Genomic DNA, 18266 nt, shown 5'->3' on the forward strand with positions numbered 1-18266 from the left:
GCCTGGTGCCCCCCAGGCTGCTCGCCGAGGCTCTAGGCCGCTACTTCCCCAACCGCCGAGCGGCCCTGGCGCGTCACCGACCCGCTGCTAGATTGAAGCCAGTCCGGGAATGGATGAACGCTCAGGAGGAGAGATGGCTAATCAGGTGTTCGCGAACGGGCTGGAGATTTCCTGCAAGGCGGCCGAGGGGAAGTCCGTCGCCTGCTTCCCCGATGTGTGCTTCACCCCGCCACAAACGCCCGCGACACCACCCGGCGTCCCCATCCCCTACCCCAACACCGGAATGGCCAGCGACACCTCGAACGGGTCGCGCACCGTGAAGATCTCCGGCAAGGAAGTGATGCTCAAGGACAAGAGCTACTTCAAGACCAGCTATGGCGACGAAGCCGGCTGCGCCCCGAAGAAAGGCGTCATCACATCGAAGATCAAGGGCAAGGTGTATTTCACCGCCTGGTCCATGGATGTGAAGTTCGAAGGCCAGAACGTGGATCGCATGTCCGACCTGACGACCCACAACCACGGCTCGCAAGGCAACACCGTCCCCTGGCCCTACCTGGACGAAGTGGCGCTGGCCCTGGATGACCACCCCTGCGCGAAGTCCGGCGATGCCAAGAAGGTCAACGACAATTGCAAGAAACCCATCGCCAGCGACTGTTCCGATGACTGCTGCAAGGCCCGCCGCTGTGTGCTCGTGCCGTTCAGCCCGAACAGCTGCGTGGGCTGTGGAGACAAGACACCGCACCACCCCATTCCCGTCGCCGAGCTTTCCGAACAGCGCAAGGCCGGCGAGGCCCGCGGGCAACCGCGCTACCCCAAGTACTCCGAAGGCGCCGCCCCCTGCGTCTGCGTGGAAGGCAAGGACCATGACTCGCGCAACCCGGTCTCCACCGAGCTGGACGAGCATGGCCGGGTGGGCGCCAAATTTGCCCAGTTGCGCAACGATCGGATTCCCAAAAAGTCCAAACTGGGCGACCCATACGACTTCAGCATCGCCCTGGACTGCGGAGCGCAAGCCGTCTCGTCCGCCATGGGCTGCGACGAGGCCTGCGTACGCAAACAGCTGGAGGCAGGCCACACAAAGCTGGAGGTGAACCCCACCGACAAGGCCTTCAAAAGCAAGCAGAAGGCCAATGTTCCGCTGTTCAAGAAGCCGAAGATCGCCGCCGCGCCCCTGGCGACGCCGGCGCCCCCCAAATAGGACATGGATCGATCGATGACCCGCCAACCCGACTACTTCTTCCTCGATGGCGTGCCGCTGGGCTCGGGCGATGTGGCGCTTGCCGCGCAATACAACGCCTACCCGGATGTGGACGCCTCACGTGTCCTGCTGAAGCTGCAGGGCCAGTGGACCTACATTGATTTCGACGAAGACCTGATCCGCTCCCTGGCGTTCGACCCGGCCAGCGGCACCCTGTACATGCTTGGCAAAAGCGGCGTGATGTACAGCCTGGGCGGCAAGGGGCCCGACTTTTCCCCGGCAGCGATAGCCGGAACCTTTAGCCAGCAGGAGGTCGTCGACCCGGAGGAGCGCGGCGAGCTCTTCAGGGTTCGCGCGCTGGATGGCCGCGTGCTGGTGTGTGGCCTGGGAGGCCAGCTGCTCGAACTGAGGAACGGCAACTGGCTGGACCTGAGCTTTGCGGCCCCGATCGCCGAATCACCGGACTTCGAAGATGTCGGCCTGGATGCCCAGGGCCTGCCCATCGCCGTGGGCTGGGCGGGCGCGGCCTATCGCAGAACGCCTCGAGACTGGCAACGCATCGACTGCCCCACCAACGCGATCCTCTCCACCATCGTCGCCGACGGCCCCGGACGGCACCTGCTGTGCGGGAACAACGGGATCGTGCTGGAGATGGACGACAGCAGTATCTGGGACCTGTCCGTGGACGCGCCCCTGGGCAATCTCTGGTCGGTCACACGCCATGCGGACCTGATCTACGCCTGCGAACCCGGTCGCCTGCTGGTGCGTGACCGGGACAAATGGCAGCCGGAAATCGTCAGCCAGACCATCGCCTCCCCCTCGTTCCATCGCCTCATTTCCACCGGCTCGGAGCTGTGGTCATTCGGCGCCGACCATGTCTTCGTGAAACGAGCGGACGGCACCTGGGAGCAGTTCCCGGTCTTGGGCAACGAGCTGTAGCAGCACGCCTTTGTAGCCCGGGCTTCAGCCCGGGCACAGACCGTAGGTTGGCGCCGAGCGCAGCGAGGCCCAACGCCGCCCGGTGCTACCGGGTGATGAGGCGTTGGGCCTCGCTTATCGCGCGTCAGAGATACCGCAGCGGATCGCCACTGAGCAGCGGGTAGATCCGCTCCTCTTCCAGCGAACCGTCCTCGCCGTGGATCTTCACCGACGATTGCAGGTGCCCGACCTGGGCGGCGGCCATGCAGATGACGTCCGCCTTGCTGTCGGAGCTGAACAGGTTGTCCAGGCTGCCGAAGCGGCGGCACGCCCATTCCTGGTGGTCCTTGACGATAAGGAAGTGTTCCATGGCATGGGCCCTCAGCAATAGGCGCGCGTGGAGCGCGGGTCGTCGCCATGGGCGGTGAGCGCCCGTGCGGCGAAAGGGGAAGCGAGGTCGTGAACCGGCCGTTCACGGGCGAGCCAGCTGGCGCCCTGCCCCGGCTGACGATCACCGCTGGCCTGCACATCGTGCACCAGCTCGCGGATCAGACCGCCGACCTGAGCCCGCGACAGCACGCTCTCGCAATCGATGACCCGGTGGAAGGCCGGCTGGGCCTCGCCGCCGATGGTCAATGACAGGCGACCGTCCGGGCGGGTGGTGAGGGACACTTCCCGACCGGGAAAGGCTTCGATGATTTCTCTGACACAGACATTCATGGGCGTTCTCCTTCTTGTAGCGAGAGAAAGAGCACGCAACATGCCAGCTTGGCCTTTTCGTAAAGGCCCTTTTAAAACAACGAGTTGCCAAACAATCCTGTGACGGGGCGAATTGCAATCTGCAAGATCGCCCCGTACAGCCCTCGGCATTTTGCATTGGCCACCGGGGCCGCCAGGAAAACCCCGGGCCCACCGGCCCGGGGCGCAGCCATCATGTGATGGTTTCGTTCCCCAGACCCAAGGCCAACGCGGCGTTCAGGGCGTCCTGCCCGGCGGTCTGCAGGATCAGGTCGCACAGTTGTGGGTCCTTGCCAGAGAGGGTCTCGGGCTCCCAGACACCGGGGCGGCGGCTCCAGTTGAACCTGAACTGGCAAGCGCCACCACTGCCCTGGGTGGCCGTGGCCCAGACGGAAGCGGCGTTGTTCCTGACGAAATCCTTGTAGACCGCGCTGCCTCCCGACGCACCGTAGAGGCCCTGCATGCAGCGCATGAAGACGCCCTTCCCGGTAGCATAGTCGGCAATGAACTCTCCCAGCGCACCGCTGATCTCGTACTCGTGGAGGATGCCGTCGTTGTCGATCATCCGCTTCAGCACGGCGGCCGCTACCTTGTGGGAAACCTCACTCCCCGACCCCATCGCCAGGACGAATTGCCCCTGGTCGCCAGTCCAATGCCACTCAGGGTTGACCACATTCCCACGAGGCCGCTCCAGCACCAGGTCCTGCGCGGTCCGCAGCGACCCGGGGATACCGAGCCACTTGTCGAACCACTGGAATTCAGCCGTCGCCATCTCCGCATACTTTGGCGCGTCGGGATCGTTCGGGTTCAACAGGGCCAGGCCCCGGGAGAGCAGCAGGAACCCCAGGTTGGTGACGGTATTGCGACCCGACATGGGTTGGTCGGGGTCCTTGAGGTTGAACGTGCCACCCCTGATAGGCGCACTGCCCGCCGCATGATCCTCACCGCCCTCGTTGTAGCTGTCATCCGACCAATGCCCGGCGAGCTTGTCCCAGCAGTGCTTCGTGGCGCTGATGATGCCGTCTCGCAGTTGATCGTCACGGGGGGCTTGGTAGCCCAGCGCTTCCCAGTTGTACAAGGCGATAAGGAATGCATTTCCCCACCAGCCGTAGTCGTCCACCCACCAGTCGACCCTGGCGTTCAGGTCCTGGTAGATGCCATAGGCCTTGCGCAGGATCCCGCCGTCGTCGTGCTGCTTCGAATTGACGAGATAGTCGAGGCAGCAATGCAGCGTGTTGCCGGCGAACCAGAAGTTCCCCGGGAAGACCTCGGGCTGGTAGAGGTTCAGCAGGCTTTTGTAACCGGCCGAAGCGGCCTCGTTGAATGTGGTCATGACGCTTTCCTTGCATGAGATGGGATGGGAGCCGGCGACTCCCGTGCCCTCCAGCGGCGCACCACTCCCCCGCGGGGGAGCACTCCTTGCACTTCGCGGGGCATGGGGGAAATACGACTCGAACGGCGACCAGGCACGGCAGAAAGAAACGAAGACGAGCGCTGCCGCAGGTTGCGGACAGGCGCCTTCCTGCCGGGTACGGGGATCGAAAGAACGTCGAAAGCATCCGCCAGCCTGAGCAGCGTAGATCAGCCGGCCGCCCCGCAAGGGCCGCTTCCGCATAAGCACGGCGGGCGTTATCTCCGGCTCTGTCTGCGTTAAGTGTTGCTAGAGGATTTGAGCCCAGCTGATTGCCGAGTTCTGGTGATGCTTCTGGTTTCGCCCACCCGGGCGAGTCCCTTTTAACAATCGCCTTAAAAGGAACCAAAAGGGCTTGCCCCATCATCCGGCCCCGGCTTCGCCGGGGTTCCCTCACTCCATCGTTGCTCTGGGGGCCGGCGCGATGGGCCATCCATGGCCTGGCGCGCCTCTCGCGGCATCCATGCCGCTCGTCCCCCGGCGCAACGACTGCGTTCGGCCTCCTGGAGGGGCGTTGGCGGCTGCCCCACCTTTCTTCGTCCAGCGCATCACCACAGGTGCGCACAGGCTTTCGTAGGATGGGTCGGGCGGCGTTCCGCGAGCGAAGCGAAACCCATGCGGTGGAGGTGGTACGAACTCTTGGACGCACGGAAAGGGCCTTGCTTGAGCGCTTGCTTTAAAACCACAACAGCTAACGCAGACAGAGCCTTATCTCCGGCCACGCAGAACGCCCCATTCCTACGGAGCGCTCTACACCGGGCTTATAAAACTGTGGCGCATGAATTGTTATGTTGTAACATTACAATTCAACTCCATAGGAACCGCCTCCGATGTCCGCTCGCTTCCTCCGCCTCCACACCCCCATCGCCGCGGCCTTGCTCATGGCGCAGCATGCGTTCGCCGCCCAGCCCATGGTCCTCGAGCAGCAGGTGATCACTGCCAACCCGCTGAAAAGCGAAGCCCTGGCCTCGCCCACCAGCGTGGTGGAAGGCGACGAGCTGAGCCTGCGCAGCGCCGCGCAGCTGGGCGAAACCCTCAACGGCCTGCCCGGCGTCTCCTCCACCTATTTCGGCCCGGCCGCCAGCCGCCCGGTGATCCGCGGCTTCGACGGCGACCGCATCCGCATCCTGCGCAATGGCGTTGGCGCGCTGGACGCCTCCTCGCTCTCCTACGACCACGCCGTGCCCTATGACGCGGCCAACGCCGAGCGCATCGAAGTGGTACGCGGCCCGGCGGCGCTGCTGTACGGCGGCAGCGCCGTGGGCGGCGTGGTCAACACCTTCGACAACCGCATCCCCAGCGAGGCGGTGGATGGCCTGCACGGTGGCGGCGAGCTGCGCTACGGCGGCGCCGACACCACCCGCAGCGCAGCCGGCAAGCTGGAGGCCGGCGACGGTAACTTCGCCCTGCACCTGGACGCCAACTCGCGGCAGTTCAACGACACGCGCATCCCCGGCTACGCCCGCTCCCGCGACCAGCGCGCCCAGGACGGCGACGACAGCAAGCACCGCGTCAACAACAGCGACGGCCGCCAGGACGGCGGCGCGGTGGGCGGTGCCTACCACTGGGACCACGGCTACGTCGGCCTCTCCTACGACGAGTACGACAGCAACTACGGCTCGCCCGCCGAAGACGCCGTGCGCATCGACATGGAGCAGCGCCACTACGCCATGGCCTCGGAGATCCGTGACCTGGAAGGCCCCTTCAGCTCGCTGAAGCTGGACTTCGGCCACACCACCTACGAGCACCGCGAGATCGAGGACGGCGAAGTCGGTACCACCTTCAAGAACGACGGCTACGAGGCCCGCCTCGAAGCCCGTCACGCGCCCATCGGCCCGCTGGAAGGCGTGGTCGGCGTGCAGGTGGCCAGCAGCCGCTTCGAGGCCCTGGGCGAGGAAGCCTTCGTGCCGCAGACCGACACCGACAGCGGCGCCCTCTTCGCCCTGGAAAGCTGGCAGGCCACCGAGCGCCTGGAGCTCACCCTCGGCGGACGCCTGGAACACACCCGCCTGCGCCCGGACGCCGCCGGCAACGAGCGCTTCGAAGGCGCCGACGACAGCCACAGCTTCACCGCCGGCAGCCTGTCGTTCGGCTCCATCTACCGCCTCACCGACATCTGGTCCCTGGCCGGCACCCTCAGCTACACCGAGCGCGCGCCGACCTTCTACGAGCTCTACGCCAACGGCCCCCACGCCGCCACCGGCACCTACGAGGTGGGCGATGCGAATGCCGAAAAAGAGAAATCCTGGTCCACCGACCTGGCCCTGCGCTTCGACGACGGCACCCACAAGGGCAGCGTCGGCGTGTTCTACAGCCGCTTCTCCAACTACATCGGCCTGCTGGGCAGCGGCCGCTACCTCGACGAGGACGGCCAGGAAGTCGCCCCGAGCGACGACGATGCCCTGCCGGAATACCTCTACAGCGGCGTGAAGGCCGACTTCTGGGGCGTTGAGGCGCAGGACCACTGGCGCCTGGCGCAGACCCCGTACGGCGAGTTCGCCCTGCAGAGCTCCGCCGACTACACCCGCGCCAAGAACAAGGAGACCGGCGAACCGCTGCCGCGCATCTCGCCCCTGCGCCTGAACAGCGCCCTGCTGTGGAATTACCAGAGCTGGCAGGCCAGCGTCGGCGTCGAGCACGCCAGTGCCCAGCGCCGGGTCCCGGACGAGGAGCGCGGCACCGACGGCTACACCACCCTCAACGCCAGCCTCGGCTACCGCTTCGACCTGGCGGAAAGCGAGTGGCTGGTGTTCCTCAAGGGCGACAACCTCAACGACCAGACCGTGCGCTACGCCAGCTCGATCCTGCGGGATCAGGTGCCGGCGGCCGGCCGCAGCGTCGAGGCCGGGGTACGGGTCGCATTCTGACCTACAGGCGACGGGGCCGTTGCGGCCCCGTTGTCATGCCTTCATCGCGTCACGCGCCCGAGTGGGTCATCACCGGCGCGTGGCGCTTCATCAGTTCGGCGACCCAGTCGATGAACACCCGCAGCTTGGCGCTGATGTGCCGGTTCGGCGGGAAGGCCACGTACATCGGCATCGGGTCCAGGCGCCAGTCCTCGAACAAGGGCACCAGCGCGCCGCTGGCCCGGCTGGCAAGGGCCATGTATTCCGGCAGCCAGAGCACGCCCAGGCCCGCCAGCCCGGCGGCGAGGTAGGCGTTGCCATCGTCCACCGCCAGCACGTAGCGGCCGTTCACGCGGAGTTCCTCATTGCCTTTGCGCATGGCGTAGGGCACCGGCTTGCCGGTGCGCGCCCAGAGGAAACCGACGATGCGGTGGGGCGAATCCTCCGGCTCGCGCGGGTGCGCCGGCACGCCGAGGCGCGCGAGGTAATCCGGCGCTGCATACACGCCCAGGCGCAGGTCACCGACCCGCCGCGCCATCAGCGACTGGTCGCGCAACTCGCCGCCGCGCACCACGCAATCGACGTTCTCGCCGATCACATCGACGATGCGGTCGCTCACACCCATGTCGATCTGGATGTCCGGGTGCCGCGCGTGGAACTCGGGCAGCGCCGGCACCAGGATCATGCTCGCCAGCGGGCTGGGCACATCCACCCGCAGACGGCCCCGGGGCGAAGCCGAGGCGCTGGAAAGGCTGGTCTCGGCGTCGTCCATATCGGCCAGCAGGCGCACCACCCGCTCGTAATAGGCGGCGCCATCGGCGGTCAGCGCCACCCGCCGCGTGGTGCGGTTGAGCAGCTTCACCCGCAGGCGCGCTTCCAGCTGCTGCACCAGTTGGGTGACGCTGGTCTTGCTCATGTGCAGGGTGTCGGCGGCGCGGGTGAAGCTGCCGGCCTCCACCACCCGGGCGAAGGCCTGCATCGCATCGAAACGGTCCATCGGCGCTCCAGATTCCAGCGGATTGTTTGGGATTCACAAACAGTGAAGGACAAGCTTGCGCGTTTATCGCCCCCGCGCAAGCTCCTACAGTCGCCTCCATCGTTGATCCCGGGTCCCATCGACCCACCTTGGAGGTATCGCATGACCCAGCGCGACGTCGTTTTCCCGCCCGGCCGCCAGGCGCTCTATGAGCGCAACCGCTACTCGCCGGCCATCCGTTCCAATGGCTTCCTGTTCGTCTCCGGGCAGGTGGGCAGCAACCCCGACGGCTCCCCCGAGCCGGACCTCAAGGCCCAGGTGCGCCAGGCCTTCACCAACCTCAACGCGATCCTCGGCGAGGCCGGCTGCAGCTTCGACGACGTGGTCGACGTCACCGTGTTCATGGTCGACCCGCAGGCGAAGTTCGAAGCCATCTGGGAGGTGGTGCCGGAGTTCTGGGGCGCCGCGCCGCACCCGACGCTGACCGCCGTGGGCGTGACCTGGCTCTATGGCTTCGACTTCGAGATCAAGGTGATCGCCCGGTTGCCCCAGGGCGACCCCCGCTGATCATCCGCCTCAGGCCGGCCCGGACCCCACGGGGTTGCGGGCCGGCGCTGCCTCCTCGGCCGCAACGGCCTTGGGCGGCGCCGCCTTGAGCCGCGACACGCCGAACAGCACCAGCACCAGCCCGACCAGCTGGTAGGCCGAGATGGCCTCGTTCAGCAACGCCCAGGACGCCAGGATGGTCAGCACCGGCCCCAGGTTGCCCACGGCGGCGGTGTGGGTGGTACCCAGGCGCTGGATCGCCAACGCCATCCAGTAGATCGGCAGCACGGTGGAGAGCAGCGCCATCAGCGCGGTGTACAGCCACACCGAAGCCGGCAGCGTCGCCAGTTGGGTGAAGTCGGCCGCCACGCCATAGTGCGCCAGCACCATCAGCGCCGAGGCACCCCCGGCCAGGCCGGCCAGGCGCATGGAGCCGATGCGTTTCACCATCACGCCGGTGCCCAGGTAATAGAGCGCATAGGTCACCGCGCTGGCGAACACCCAGGCGGCGCCGATCATCACCTGCGTGCCCATGTCGGTGCTGCCGATGTCGTGCATCAGCGCGACCCCGAGCCCCAGGTAGCACAGGCCCATGGCGAGCAAGGTGCGCCCGCTCGGCCGCTCGCGGAAGATCAGCGCCTGGAACACCAGCACCAGCGTCGGGTAGGTGAACAGGATCAGCCGCTCCAGGCCGGCGCTGATGTATTCCAGCCCGTAGAAGTCGAACAGGCTGGACAGGTAGTAGCCGAACATCCCCAGCAGCAGCACGCGAAACCAGTCGCGGCCGGACAAGGCCACCTCACCGGTACCGCGGCTCAGCCACAGCAACCAGGCGAACAGGGGCAACGCCAGGCCCATGCGCATCGCCAGGAGGGTCACCGCCTCCACGGGCGCAGCCGCATAGGACAGCTTGACGAAGATCGCCTTGAGGCTGAAGCCGGCGGCCGAGAGCACGGCGAAGAGGCTGCCGTTGGCGGCGCTGCGTTTATAGAGGGAGAGCAAGGCGTTCATCAGGTATCCGGTTTGCAAGGTGGCTACCGTTATTCTGAAGCGAAGGCGCCAGCGCTAGAATCGCTTTTTACCGAACGGCCCCTTCGTCAAAGGAGAACGCCCTTGCACTTCGACCTCGCCGACCTGCGCCTGCTCACCGCCATCGCCGCCACCGGCAGCCTGAGCAAGGCCGCCGCCACCTTCCCCGTGGCCGTCTCGGCGGCCAGCGCCCGGCTGCGCCAGTTCGAGGAACGCTGCGGGCTGGCCCTGTTCGTGCGCAAGGCCGATGGCATGAGCCTGACACCCGCGGGGCGGCTGGTGCTGGAAGGCTGCCACGGCGTGCTGCACGAGGCGCAGAAGCTCAAGGACACCCTGCAGGAGCTCGCCGGCCAGCGCCGCATCACCCTGCGCCTGGCGGCCAGCACCGTGGCCAACAGCACCTTCCTGCCCGCCACCCTGGGGCCCTTCCTCGCCGACTACCCGGAAGTGGACCTGCAGCTCACCGAACTGAACAGCCGCGACGTGCTGCGTGGCGTGCAGGCCGGCGAATTCGACATCGGCGTCTACGACGGCAACCTGCCCACCGGTGGGCTGGTCTCCATGCCGTTCCGCGACGACCGCCTGGTGCTGCTGGTGCCCCGGGACCACCCGCTGGCCGGCCGCCGCCAGGCGCACATGCGCGAGGCCCTGGGCTTCGCCTTCGTCTGCCTGCCGCCGGAACGCGCCATGCAGCGCTTCATCGAGGAGATGGCGCTGAACTACGCCGTGCCGCTGAAGGTGCGGGTGCGTGCGCCGAGCTTCGACGCCATCGCCCAGTTGGTGGCCCAGCGCGCCGGCATCGCCATGCTCCCCGAAGCGGGCGCCACACGCCTGGCGCAGGAACTGCCGGTGGCCATCGTCAGCCTGGAGAACACCTGGGCGACACGGGAATTGCGCTTGTGCATCAGGGGCCAGGAGGCGCTGTCATCCCATGCACGGCAGCTGCTCGCCCACCTGGCCACGCCTGCCTAGCAGGCCCGCAGAAGGCGCGCCCTAGATGAAGCGCCCGACGCGGTTGCGCCCGGCCTTCTTCGCCTCGTAGAGCGCCGCATCGGCGCGTTGCAGCAGGGTTTCGGCGGCCTCGCCCTGCCCCGGCACCATGGCGGCGACACCGATGCTGACGGTGACCCGGCCGAAGGTGGAGAGCTCATGGGGCAAGGCCAGCTCCTCGATGGCCTGCACCAGACGCTGGGCGATGCCCTGGGCGCCGGCCGCATCGGTCATGGGCACGAGGAAGACGAACTCCTCGCCGCCATAACGCGCCACCAGGTCGCTGGAACGGCTGAGGGTGCTGGCCAGCACCTGGGCGATGCGTTGCAGGCAGGCGTCGCCCGCCGGGTGGCCATAGTGGTCGTTGTAGCGCTTGAACCAGTCGACATCGAGAATCGCCAGCGCCAGGGGCTCGGCCGTGCGCTGGGCGCGGTGCCATTCCTGCTGCAGCACCTCGTCGAAGTGGCGGCGGTTGGCGATGCCGGTCAGGGCGTCGGTCAGGCTCAGGGTCTCCAGCTTGCTGTTGAGCGCCTGCAGCTCATCGGTACGCTGGGCCACGCGCAGCTCCAGCTCGCGCTCCGAGCCCTGCAGTGTCTCCACCAGCTTTTCCTGGGCCTGCAGCAATGCCTCCTGCACCCGCGCCTTGTCGCGGCGCATCACGTTGAAACGGTCCGCCAGGGCGAAGGCCAGCACGATCATCTCCATGGCCGAGCCCAGCTGGATGCCGTCCACCGTGAACATGTTGGTGGGCACCAGGCCCATGGCCCGCAGCGTGGTCATGGCACCGCCGAACATCAGCAGGGCGAAGGCCGCGAGGAAGAACCAGGCGCTGCGCTGGCGCTTGATCACCCCGGCCAGGGCCACGCCCAACACCACCACGGCCGTGGCCAGGTTGAAGTACACCGCCAGGCGCGAGAACAGCGGCAAGGCGATGGCGTAGAGCAGCGGCGTCGCCAGGTAGAGGGCGACCATCGCCAGCAGCAGCCGGTCCACCCTCGGCATCAGCTGGTCGGTGCGCAGCATGCGCCGGGTGAACAGCAGCATCGCGCTGAGAGCCAGGGACACGCCCGAGTAGTAGGCGACGTTGGAATTCAGCGGCAGCCCGGCGATGGCCCAGTCCGGCGCCAGGCCGTTCTTGATCGCCAGGGTGAAGGCGGTGCAGGAAACGAAGGCCACGTAGAGCAGGTACACCCGGTCCCGCAGCGCCACGAACAGCATCAGGTTGAACAGCACCATGGCGGTGGCGATGCCGAAGTACCAGACCTTGCTCACGTAGTCGTCGCGCTCGTAGGCGTGGAAGGCCTCCACCGGCCACAGCTGCAACGGCACCAGCAGCCCCACGCTGGACGCCACGCGCAGGTAGATCACCTGCTCGGAATGCGCCGGCAGCAGCAGCGGGAAGACGAAGTTGCGGTTGGCGTACGCCTTGCTCGACGGCGCCACGTCACAGCCGGTGGCGGTGGCGTGGTAGACGCCCTGAGCATCCGGGATGTGCGCCTCGACATGGGAGATGCGCGGGTTCTCCACCACCAGCATGCGCCGCAACGGCGTATCACCGGGGTTGTGCAGCACCAGGCGCAGCCAGAAGGCCGAGCGGGTGAAGCCCAGCGCCAGGGCATTGCCGGGCGGCTGGTCACCCTGGAAGCGCGCCGCCAGTGCGGGGGCCTGTACATCGGCCAGGGTGAAGGACCGCTCCGGGTCTTCCAGCAGCGAGACGAAAGGCGTCAGGGATAGCGCGGCCTTGTCCACCGCCGCCGCATCGACCACCCGCTCGCCCGCGCCGGCCGGCAACGCCAGCAGGGTCAGTACGAACAGAAGCCAGGAAAACAGCTGACGGGAAAGGCGGATGGCATGCATGCGGCCAGGTACCAGCAGAGCCCAGGGGAGCCAAGGATGGCGGCCGCATCGAACGCAGACCGTCGCACCGTGACAGGGAGGAAGTCTACAAGACAACCCTCGAACCCGGCGAGTACCGGGCCGGAGCCGCCTCCCCTCCACGAATGTGCAGGGGGTCTCAGCGCGGTATCACGGAGGCGCGGCGCCTGGTCCCGAGCCTGTATGTTCGCTGGCAGAACCACCTTGGAACGGAGAAGAACCCATGAAGGAACTGGAAGCCTGCCCTGCCTGCTCGGCGCTCTTCACGGCGCGCAAGGCGCTCGTCGCCAGTGGCGTGGGCGTCTACCAGAACGCCTTCGCCGCCAGGATGCAGGTGCGCTGCCCCGAGTGCCGGCACGTGTTCACCGCCCGCACCCTGCGCCTGTTCGGCTTCCTCTCGCCCAACGGCCTGCGCTGGGTGGTGCTGGGGCTCGTGGTGACCTGCGTGGTGTTGGCGAAGGTGCTGCCTCACTGACCCCTTCCCGGACTGAAGTCCGGGCTACGGCACCCCCTACCCGGTAGCCCGGGCTTCAGCCCAGGGGGTAGTGACCGGTAGCCAACGCTGCACTCACTTGAGGTGCGCACGGCACACCCTACGACCGAGCCGCGTGCATCGGGCCGAGCCCGTGCATCAATGTGCGTTGCAATGCACACGGTCGAGCCTCGTGCGCCGATCTGTTCTTGTAGGGTGTGCTGCGCGCACCGGTCCCGAGCTCGGTACTTCCGGCGAGCTCCGAAAGGCTCCGTGCCACTCCCACCTTTGAGGTGCGCACACGGCACACCCTACGGCACGCGCTCACCCCGGTCCTTCTCCCGCGGTGTCGGCTCCGCCTCCCGCCGCTCACGGTTCAGCTCATCCATCACCTGCGGGAAGATCGGGTCCTGTTCGGTGCAGGCCGGGTCTCCATGGCATAGCGCACCTCATCCGCATCGCCTTCTTCATCCCTGCACCCGCCCGAAGCGCTGCCGGTATTGCGCAGGCGTCAGCTCGGTCAGCTCCTTGAACATGCGCGTGAGGTTCGAATCGCTGCTGAAGCCCAACTCGTCGCTGATGGTCTTCAGCGGGGCGGAGGTCAGGGTCAGGCGCTCGCTGACCTGGCTCAGCTTGATGCGCCGCGCATAGGTGGCCGCAGCGACACCGGTCTCATCGCGCACCTTGCGGGCCAGGGTGCGCTCCGACATGCCCAGTTCGGCCGCCAGCTTCTGCACCGTGATCTGCTCGGCCGGCAGCCCCTGCACCAGGCCATGCAGGCGGCGCAGCAACGGGCTGGGCTGCTCGATCAGGCTGAGGGACTGGAAGGCATCGTGTACCTGGGCCGGGCGTGGCAACACCATCAAACGATCGAGGTCGTGGAACACGCTCTGGCTCACCTGCCGCTCGATCAGGGCCTGGGCCAGCGGCAGGTAACCGTTGACACCACTGGCGGTGGCGCTGCGCGCGTTGAAGATGCAATTGCTCTCGCTTTGCCAGCGCACCTTGGGGTAGCGCTTGAGCAATGCATCCGCCAGCCACCAGGTCACGGTGGCGGGCTGCCCGTCGAGGCGGCCACTGGCGGCGACCAGGCACACGCCCGTGCAATAACTCCACAGCTGGCAGCGCTTGTGCAGCCGAGCCAGGGCGCCCAGCAATGCGCCGTTGCCGGCCAGCATCGCCTCGACCTGTTGCGGAGACTCCGCCCAGAAGCCCGGAATCAGCACGGCATCCAGCTCGCCCTCGGCGATGCCCTGGCTCGCCGCCAACACCAGCCCATGGGCGCACTCCACCGGGCCGCCGTGCATACCCACGAAACAGGTTTCGAACAACTCTCCCCCGGCCAGGCGGTTGGCGGCGTGGAGCATGTCGCCAAAAGCCAGCAGCCCGGCGGGCATGCAACCGGGAAACAACAGCAGGCCGATCTTCATAGGGCACCCGGGGGAAATGAGATGACTGGAAATGAATGGATTATGTCCATTCCCGCCATTATCGCCAGCCCCGGACCTCGGCACCATGGCGCCATACCCGAGGAGGGACACATGATGAAGATCCAGCAACTCCGCAACGCAACGATCATTCTCGACCTGGGCCAGCAGTGCATCCTGGTGGACCCCATGCTGGCGCGCAAAGGTACCCTGCCCTCGCTGCGCATCTTCGCCGGGCGGCAGCGCAACCCCACGGTCGAGCTGCCCGAATCGGCCCCGCAGGCGCTGGAGTCCGTCACCCATTGCCTGATCACCCACTGCCAGAAAGGCCACTTCGACCACCTGGACCGCGCCGGTACGCGCTGGCTGCGGGAACGGCAGATCCCGGTCATCTGCACCCCGCACGACGCGCCCTACCTGATGCGGCTGGGTTTGAACGTGCAGCCGCTGCCGGAGGGGCACGCGGAGCCGGTGCCCTTTTTCGGCGGGACCCTCCGCACCGTGCGCTGTACCCACGGCAGGGGCCTGGTCGGGCGCCTGATGGAGCACGGCGTCGGCTACCTGATCGAACTGCCCGGCGAACCCAGCCTGTACCTGGCCGGCGACACCATCCTCACGCCCGGGGTGCGCGACTTCGTGCTGCGCCATCAGCCCCAGGTGTGCGTGGTACCGGCCGGTGGCGCGCGCTTCGATATCGGCGACGACATCATCATGGGCCTGGACGAGGTGCTCGAATTCACCCGCCTCAGCCGGGGCATCGTGGTCGCCAACCACCTGCAGGCCATCAACCACTGCCCGGTCACCCGCGAGGAGCTCGCGGAGGCAGCGCACGCCAGCGGCCTGGCCCAGCGCCTGCTGATTCCCGCCGACGGCCAGGTGCTGGAGCTGGCCTGAGGCAGCAAGCCTGTCCGATTTCCATCGTTTTTTGTCCGGAGCGCTTCTCGCGCTCCACGCCTGGCGGCTGGTTCACTGCACCCCGGTGAAACACCTTCCACCCGGCAGAGAAAACAATGAGAAGAACCGCTGCGTATCGCCCCACCTTCATCTACATCCCCGACTGCCAATCGCTAGATGCCGAGGTCGCCCGATGAGCCGCCTCTCGGTAAAACGCCTGCTGCTGGCAGCCGCCCTGCTGGTGGGCGGCATCGTCCTGGTGCTCGCCACGCAACTGGGCATGCGCCTGTGGCACTTCCACACCCTGTTCGACCCCGAGCGGATCACCCAGAACTTCCGCTCCATGCCGACGATCTTCCAGGCGCGCCCGATCCCCAAGGGCCCCGTGAGCGTCCCCCTGCAGACGGCACCCAAGGCGCTGGTGGAGCGCTTCCACTTCCAGGGCCGGGACCAGGCCCTGGGGGACTGGCTGGTGACCTCGGGCACCACCGGCATGCTGGTCATGGCGGCCGACCGGGTCGTCTTCGAGCAGTACTTCCGGGGCAACCGCGAGGATTCCCGGGCCATCTCCTGGTCGGTGGGCAAGTCCTTCGTTTCCGCCCTGGTGGGCATCGCCCTGAAGGAAGGTGCGATCCGCGATATCCGCGACCCGGTCAGCGACTACGCGCCCGCGCTCAAGGGCAGCGGCTACGACGGCGTGCCGCTGCAGGACGTGCTGGAAATGGCCTCCGGCATCGCCTTCAACGAGGACTACGCCGACCCCGAGGCGGGCATCAACCAGCTGGGCCAGACCATCGCCCTCGGCGGCTCGGTGGACGCCTGGGTGGCGCAGCTCAAAAGCGCCGGCGCCTCCGGCACCGAGCACCACTACGTGAGCGTGGACACCCAGGTGCTGGGCATGGTGCTCAAGGGCGCCACCGGCCGCGACCTGGCCGACTACATGGCCGAGAAGCTGTGGTCGCCCCTCGGCGCCGAGTGCGACGGCCAGTGGCTGACCGACAACGACGGCGCGGAGATCGCCTTCGGCGGCCTCAACCTGTGCCTGCGCGACTACGCCCGCTTCGGCCTGCTGTACCTGCACGAGGGCCGCAACCTGGCGGGCGAGCAGATCGTGCCGCGGCAGTGGGTGCAGCAATCGGTCACCCCCGCGAAGGATTTCCTCCGCCCCGGGCGCTATAAGGAGCAGGGCCAGCCGAACCTCGGCTACGGCTACCAGTGGTGGGTGCCGCAGGGCGACGAGGGCGAGTACATGGCCGTGGGCGTCTATGGCCAGTTCATCTACGTCAACCCGACGCGCCGCGTGGTGATCGCCAAGACCTCCGCCTATGCACGCTATAACGAGGACGGCACGCGCATGGAATACGAATCGCTCGAAGCCTTCCGCGCCATCGCGCGCAACCTGTGATCCCTGAGGAGCCCGGCATGCCGCCGTCAGCGCTGACCTTCGACTTCGAGTGGCGACCGCTGCAGAACTACCTGCACGGCCGGGGCCTGGAGGCGCCGCAACTGCTGCTCGCCGACAGCCCCGACGAGCAGCCACCCAGCCACGCCCTGTACGACTGGATCGTGCGCAACCACGGCGACGCCATCGACGGCCTGAGCCTGGGCGAGCACTACCGCGCCACCGATTACGGCATGGCCGGCCTCGCCCTGATGAGCGCGGAAACCATCGCCGACGCCCTGAAGGTGGTCCGCGCCTACATGCTGCTGTTCAACCCGGACATCGCCGACATCCTGGTCGAGGCGCAAGGCCAGGGGGATGTCCGCGTCACCACCCGCTTCCGCATCCGGGCGGGCTGGGACACCCGGCAGCGCCAGTTCCACGCCAACGTGCTGGCCTCCGCCGCTTACCACCTGTTCAACCAACTGATGGGCCGCCCGCTGCAGGGGCTCGGCCTGACCCTGCCCGCCGGGCTGGAGAGCACCCAGCCCTACCTTGCCTACTTCGGCATGCCGGTGCGCTCCCGTGGCAGCGACATCGTCTTCCTCCTGCCGGCGGGCCTGCTCGAATCGGCGATCCCCACCGCCAACCCGGCGGTGTTCCAGGCGGCCCTGGCGCTGGCCAGCGAGGGCTTCAACAAGCTGCTGGAGAGCGAGATGGGCGGCACCCGCCAGCGCGTCACCGCCCTGCTCGCCTCGCTGCCGGACCGCTACCCGGACATCGGCCAGATCGCCCAGCACCTCAAGCTCACCGAACGCACCCTGCGCCGGCGCCTGGCCGACGAGGGCTGCAGCTACCGGCAGATACTCGACCAGGCCCGCCTGCAGCGGGTGCGGGAACTGCTGGGGCGCACCCAGCTGACCACCGAACAGATCGCCGAGCTGCTCGGCTACAACGACGGCTCCAGCCTGCGCCAAGCCTTCCGCCGCTGGACCGGGATCACGCTCAACCAGTACCGCCAGGGCCTTCGCCAGGAGGCGCCGGAAGACGGAGGGAAAGCCGGCGGTTAGACTGGCCGCCCCTTCCCAGGCACGAGCCGACCATGACGCGCCCCACCGTGCGACGCGCCCGCAGCGCGGATACCGATGCCCTCGTGGCACTGGACCCCATCGCCCGCGAGCAGCCGGGCCGCAAGGCCTTCATCGCCCAGGCGATAGCGGCCGGCCACTGCTGGGTAGCGGTGGAAACCCACGATGATTCGACGCTGCTCGGCTACGGCGTGCTCGACCGCTCCTTCTTCGAACACGACTTCATCGCCCTGGTGATGGTGAAGGACGGGGCACGCCGCCGAGGCGTCGCCTCCGCGCTGATGGACGAACTGGAGCGGCAGTGCACCGGGCCCAAGCTGTTCACCTCGACCAACGCCTCCAACGCACCGATGCTCGCCCTGCTGGCCCGCCACGGTTTCACCCCCAGCGGCCGCATCGACAACCTGGATGAGGGCGACCCCGAGCGGGTGTTCGTCAAGTTCACCGCTCACGCCGGCAACGGTTGATCGCCGGTTT

General features: G+C 67.3%; 17 protein-coding genes. 10 read left to right on the top strand and 7 right to left on the bottom strand.

The genetic code is table 11. From position 1 onward, the window contains the following. Positions 1–133 precede the first annotated feature (133 nt). On the top strand, positions 134–1198 hold the full coding sequence (locus PI990_RS17390; protein ID WP_271657877.1) for a PAAR-like domain-containing protein: 1065 nt from the start codon (positions 134–136) through the stop codon (positions 1196–1198). A gap of 15 nt (positions 1199–1213) precedes the next feature. Beyond that, entirely contained in the window at positions 1214–2137 is a 924-nt protein-coding gene (locus PI990_RS17395; protein ID WP_271657878.1) for a hypothetical protein, read from the top strand. Between the two features lie 124 nt (positions 2138–2261). Here PI990_RS17395 and PI990_RS17400 read toward each other — a convergent pair whose 3' ends face one another. The 3 genes from PI990_RS17400 to PI990_RS17410 all read right to left on the bottom strand — a co-directional run bounded on the left by PI990_RS17400 (position 2262) and on the right by PI990_RS17410 (position 4187). Continuing rightward, entirely contained in the window at positions 2262–2486 is a 225-nt protein-coding gene (locus PI990_RS17400; RefSeq protein WP_021217713.1) for a DUF2188 domain-containing protein, read from the bottom strand. A gap of 11 nt (positions 2487–2497) precedes the next feature. Continuing rightward, entirely contained in the window at positions 2498–2836 is a 339-nt protein-coding gene (locus PI990_RS17405) for a hypothetical protein (protein ID WP_271657879.1), read from the bottom strand. A gap of 211 nt (positions 2837–3047) precedes the next feature. Continuing rightward, the gene (locus PI990_RS17410; RefSeq protein ID WP_271657880.1) at positions 3048–4187 is read right to left on the bottom strand and encodes a hypothetical protein; all 1140 of its coding nucleotides are present in this window, start codon (positions 4185–4187) and stop codon (positions 3048–3050) included. 908 nt (positions 4188–5095) lie between these two features. Between PI990_RS17410 and PI990_RS17415 the strand changes: the two genes are divergently transcribed. Beyond that, positions 5096–7132 (top strand): TonB-dependent receptor, encoded by a 2037-nt coding sequence (locus PI990_RS17415; protein WP_271657881.1) that lies wholly within the window; start codon positions 5096–5098, stop codon positions 7130–7132. Between the two features lie 49 nt (positions 7133–7181). On the opposite strand, the gene PI990_RS17420 is transcribed toward PI990_RS17415, so the two are convergent. Next, a complete protein-coding gene (locus tag PI990_RS17420) occupies positions 7182–8108 on the bottom strand; it encodes a LysR family transcriptional regulator (RefSeq protein WP_271657882.1) in 927 nt (308 codons plus the stop codon). 141 nt (positions 8109–8249) lie between these two features. Between PI990_RS17420 and PI990_RS17425 the strand changes: the two genes are divergently transcribed. Beyond that, positions 8250–8654, top strand: a complete 405-nt coding sequence (locus PI990_RS17425) for a RidA family protein (protein ID WP_184489876.1) — start codon at positions 8250–8252, stop codon at positions 8652–8654. 9 nt (positions 8655–8663) lie between these two features. On the opposite strand, the gene PI990_RS17430 is transcribed toward PI990_RS17425, so the two are convergent. Then, positions 8664–9644, bottom strand: a complete 981-nt coding sequence (locus PI990_RS17430; RefSeq protein ID WP_271657883.1) for a DMT family transporter — start codon at positions 9642–9644, stop codon at positions 8664–8666. Between the two features lie 102 nt (positions 9645–9746). Between PI990_RS17430 and PI990_RS17435 the strand changes: the two genes are divergently transcribed. Then, positions 9747–10634 carry a LysR family transcriptional regulator gene (locus tag PI990_RS17435; protein WP_271657884.1) on the top strand — a complete coding sequence of 296 codons (888 nt, stop codon included), beginning with the start codon at positions 9747–9749 and terminating at the stop codon, positions 10632–10634. Between the two features lie 21 nt (positions 10635–10655). Here the strand turns inward: PI990_RS17435 and PI990_RS17440 are convergent, their stop codons facing one another. Next, on the bottom strand, positions 10656–12509 hold the full coding sequence (locus tag PI990_RS17440) for a diguanylate cyclase (RefSeq protein WP_271657885.1): 1854 nt from the start codon (positions 12507–12509) through the stop codon (positions 10656–10658). 241 nt (positions 12510–12750) lie between these two features. Here PI990_RS17440 and PI990_RS17445 point away from each other — a divergent pair, with 241 nt between their 5' ends. Next, positions 12751–13002 carry a hypothetical protein gene (locus PI990_RS17445; RefSeq protein WP_271657886.1) on the top strand — a complete coding sequence of 84 codons (252 nt, stop codon included), beginning with the start codon at positions 12751–12753 and terminating at the stop codon, positions 13000–13002. Positions 13003–13466: 464 nt separating this feature from the next. Here PI990_RS17445 and PI990_RS17450 read toward each other — a convergent pair whose 3' ends face one another. Further along, positions 13467–14429: a GlxA family transcriptional regulator gene (locus tag PI990_RS17450; protein WP_271657887.1), complete on the bottom strand. Its 963-nt coding sequence runs from the start codon at positions 14427–14429 to the stop codon at positions 13467–13469. A gap of 114 nt (positions 14430–14543) precedes the next feature. Between PI990_RS17450 and PI990_RS17455 the strand changes: the two genes are divergently transcribed. The 4 genes from PI990_RS17455 to PI990_RS17470 all read left to right on the top strand — a co-directional run bounded on the left by PI990_RS17455 (position 14544) and on the right by PI990_RS17470 (position 18256). After that, positions 14544–15320, top strand: a complete 777-nt coding sequence (locus tag PI990_RS17455) for an MBL fold metallo-hydrolase (protein WP_333945563.1) — start codon at positions 14544–14546, stop codon at positions 15318–15320. Positions 15321–15513: 193 nt separating this feature from the next. Then, the gene (locus PI990_RS17460; protein ID WP_271657889.1) at positions 15514–16725 is read left to right on the top strand and encodes a serine hydrolase domain-containing protein; all 1212 of its coding nucleotides are present in this window, start codon (positions 15514–15516) and stop codon (positions 16723–16725) included. A 17-nt stretch (positions 16726–16742) separates the two neighbouring features. After that, complete coding sequence (locus PI990_RS17465) at positions 16743–17771, top strand: helix-turn-helix transcriptional regulator (RefSeq protein ID WP_271657890.1); 1029 nt, start codon at positions 16743–16745, stop codon at positions 17769–17771. A gap of 32 nt (positions 17772–17803) precedes the next feature. Next, positions 17804–18256 (top strand): GNAT family N-acetyltransferase, encoded by a 453-nt coding sequence (locus PI990_RS17470; protein WP_271657891.1) that lies wholly within the window; start codon positions 17804–17806, stop codon positions 18254–18256. The last annotated feature ends 10 nt before the right edge of the window (positions 18257–18266 follow it).

This window comes from Pseudomonas sp. TUM22785, from assembly GCF_028198105.1.
GTDB classification, from domain to species: Bacteria; Pseudomonadota; Gammaproteobacteria; order Pseudomonadales; family Pseudomonadaceae; genus Metapseudomonas; species Metapseudomonas solani.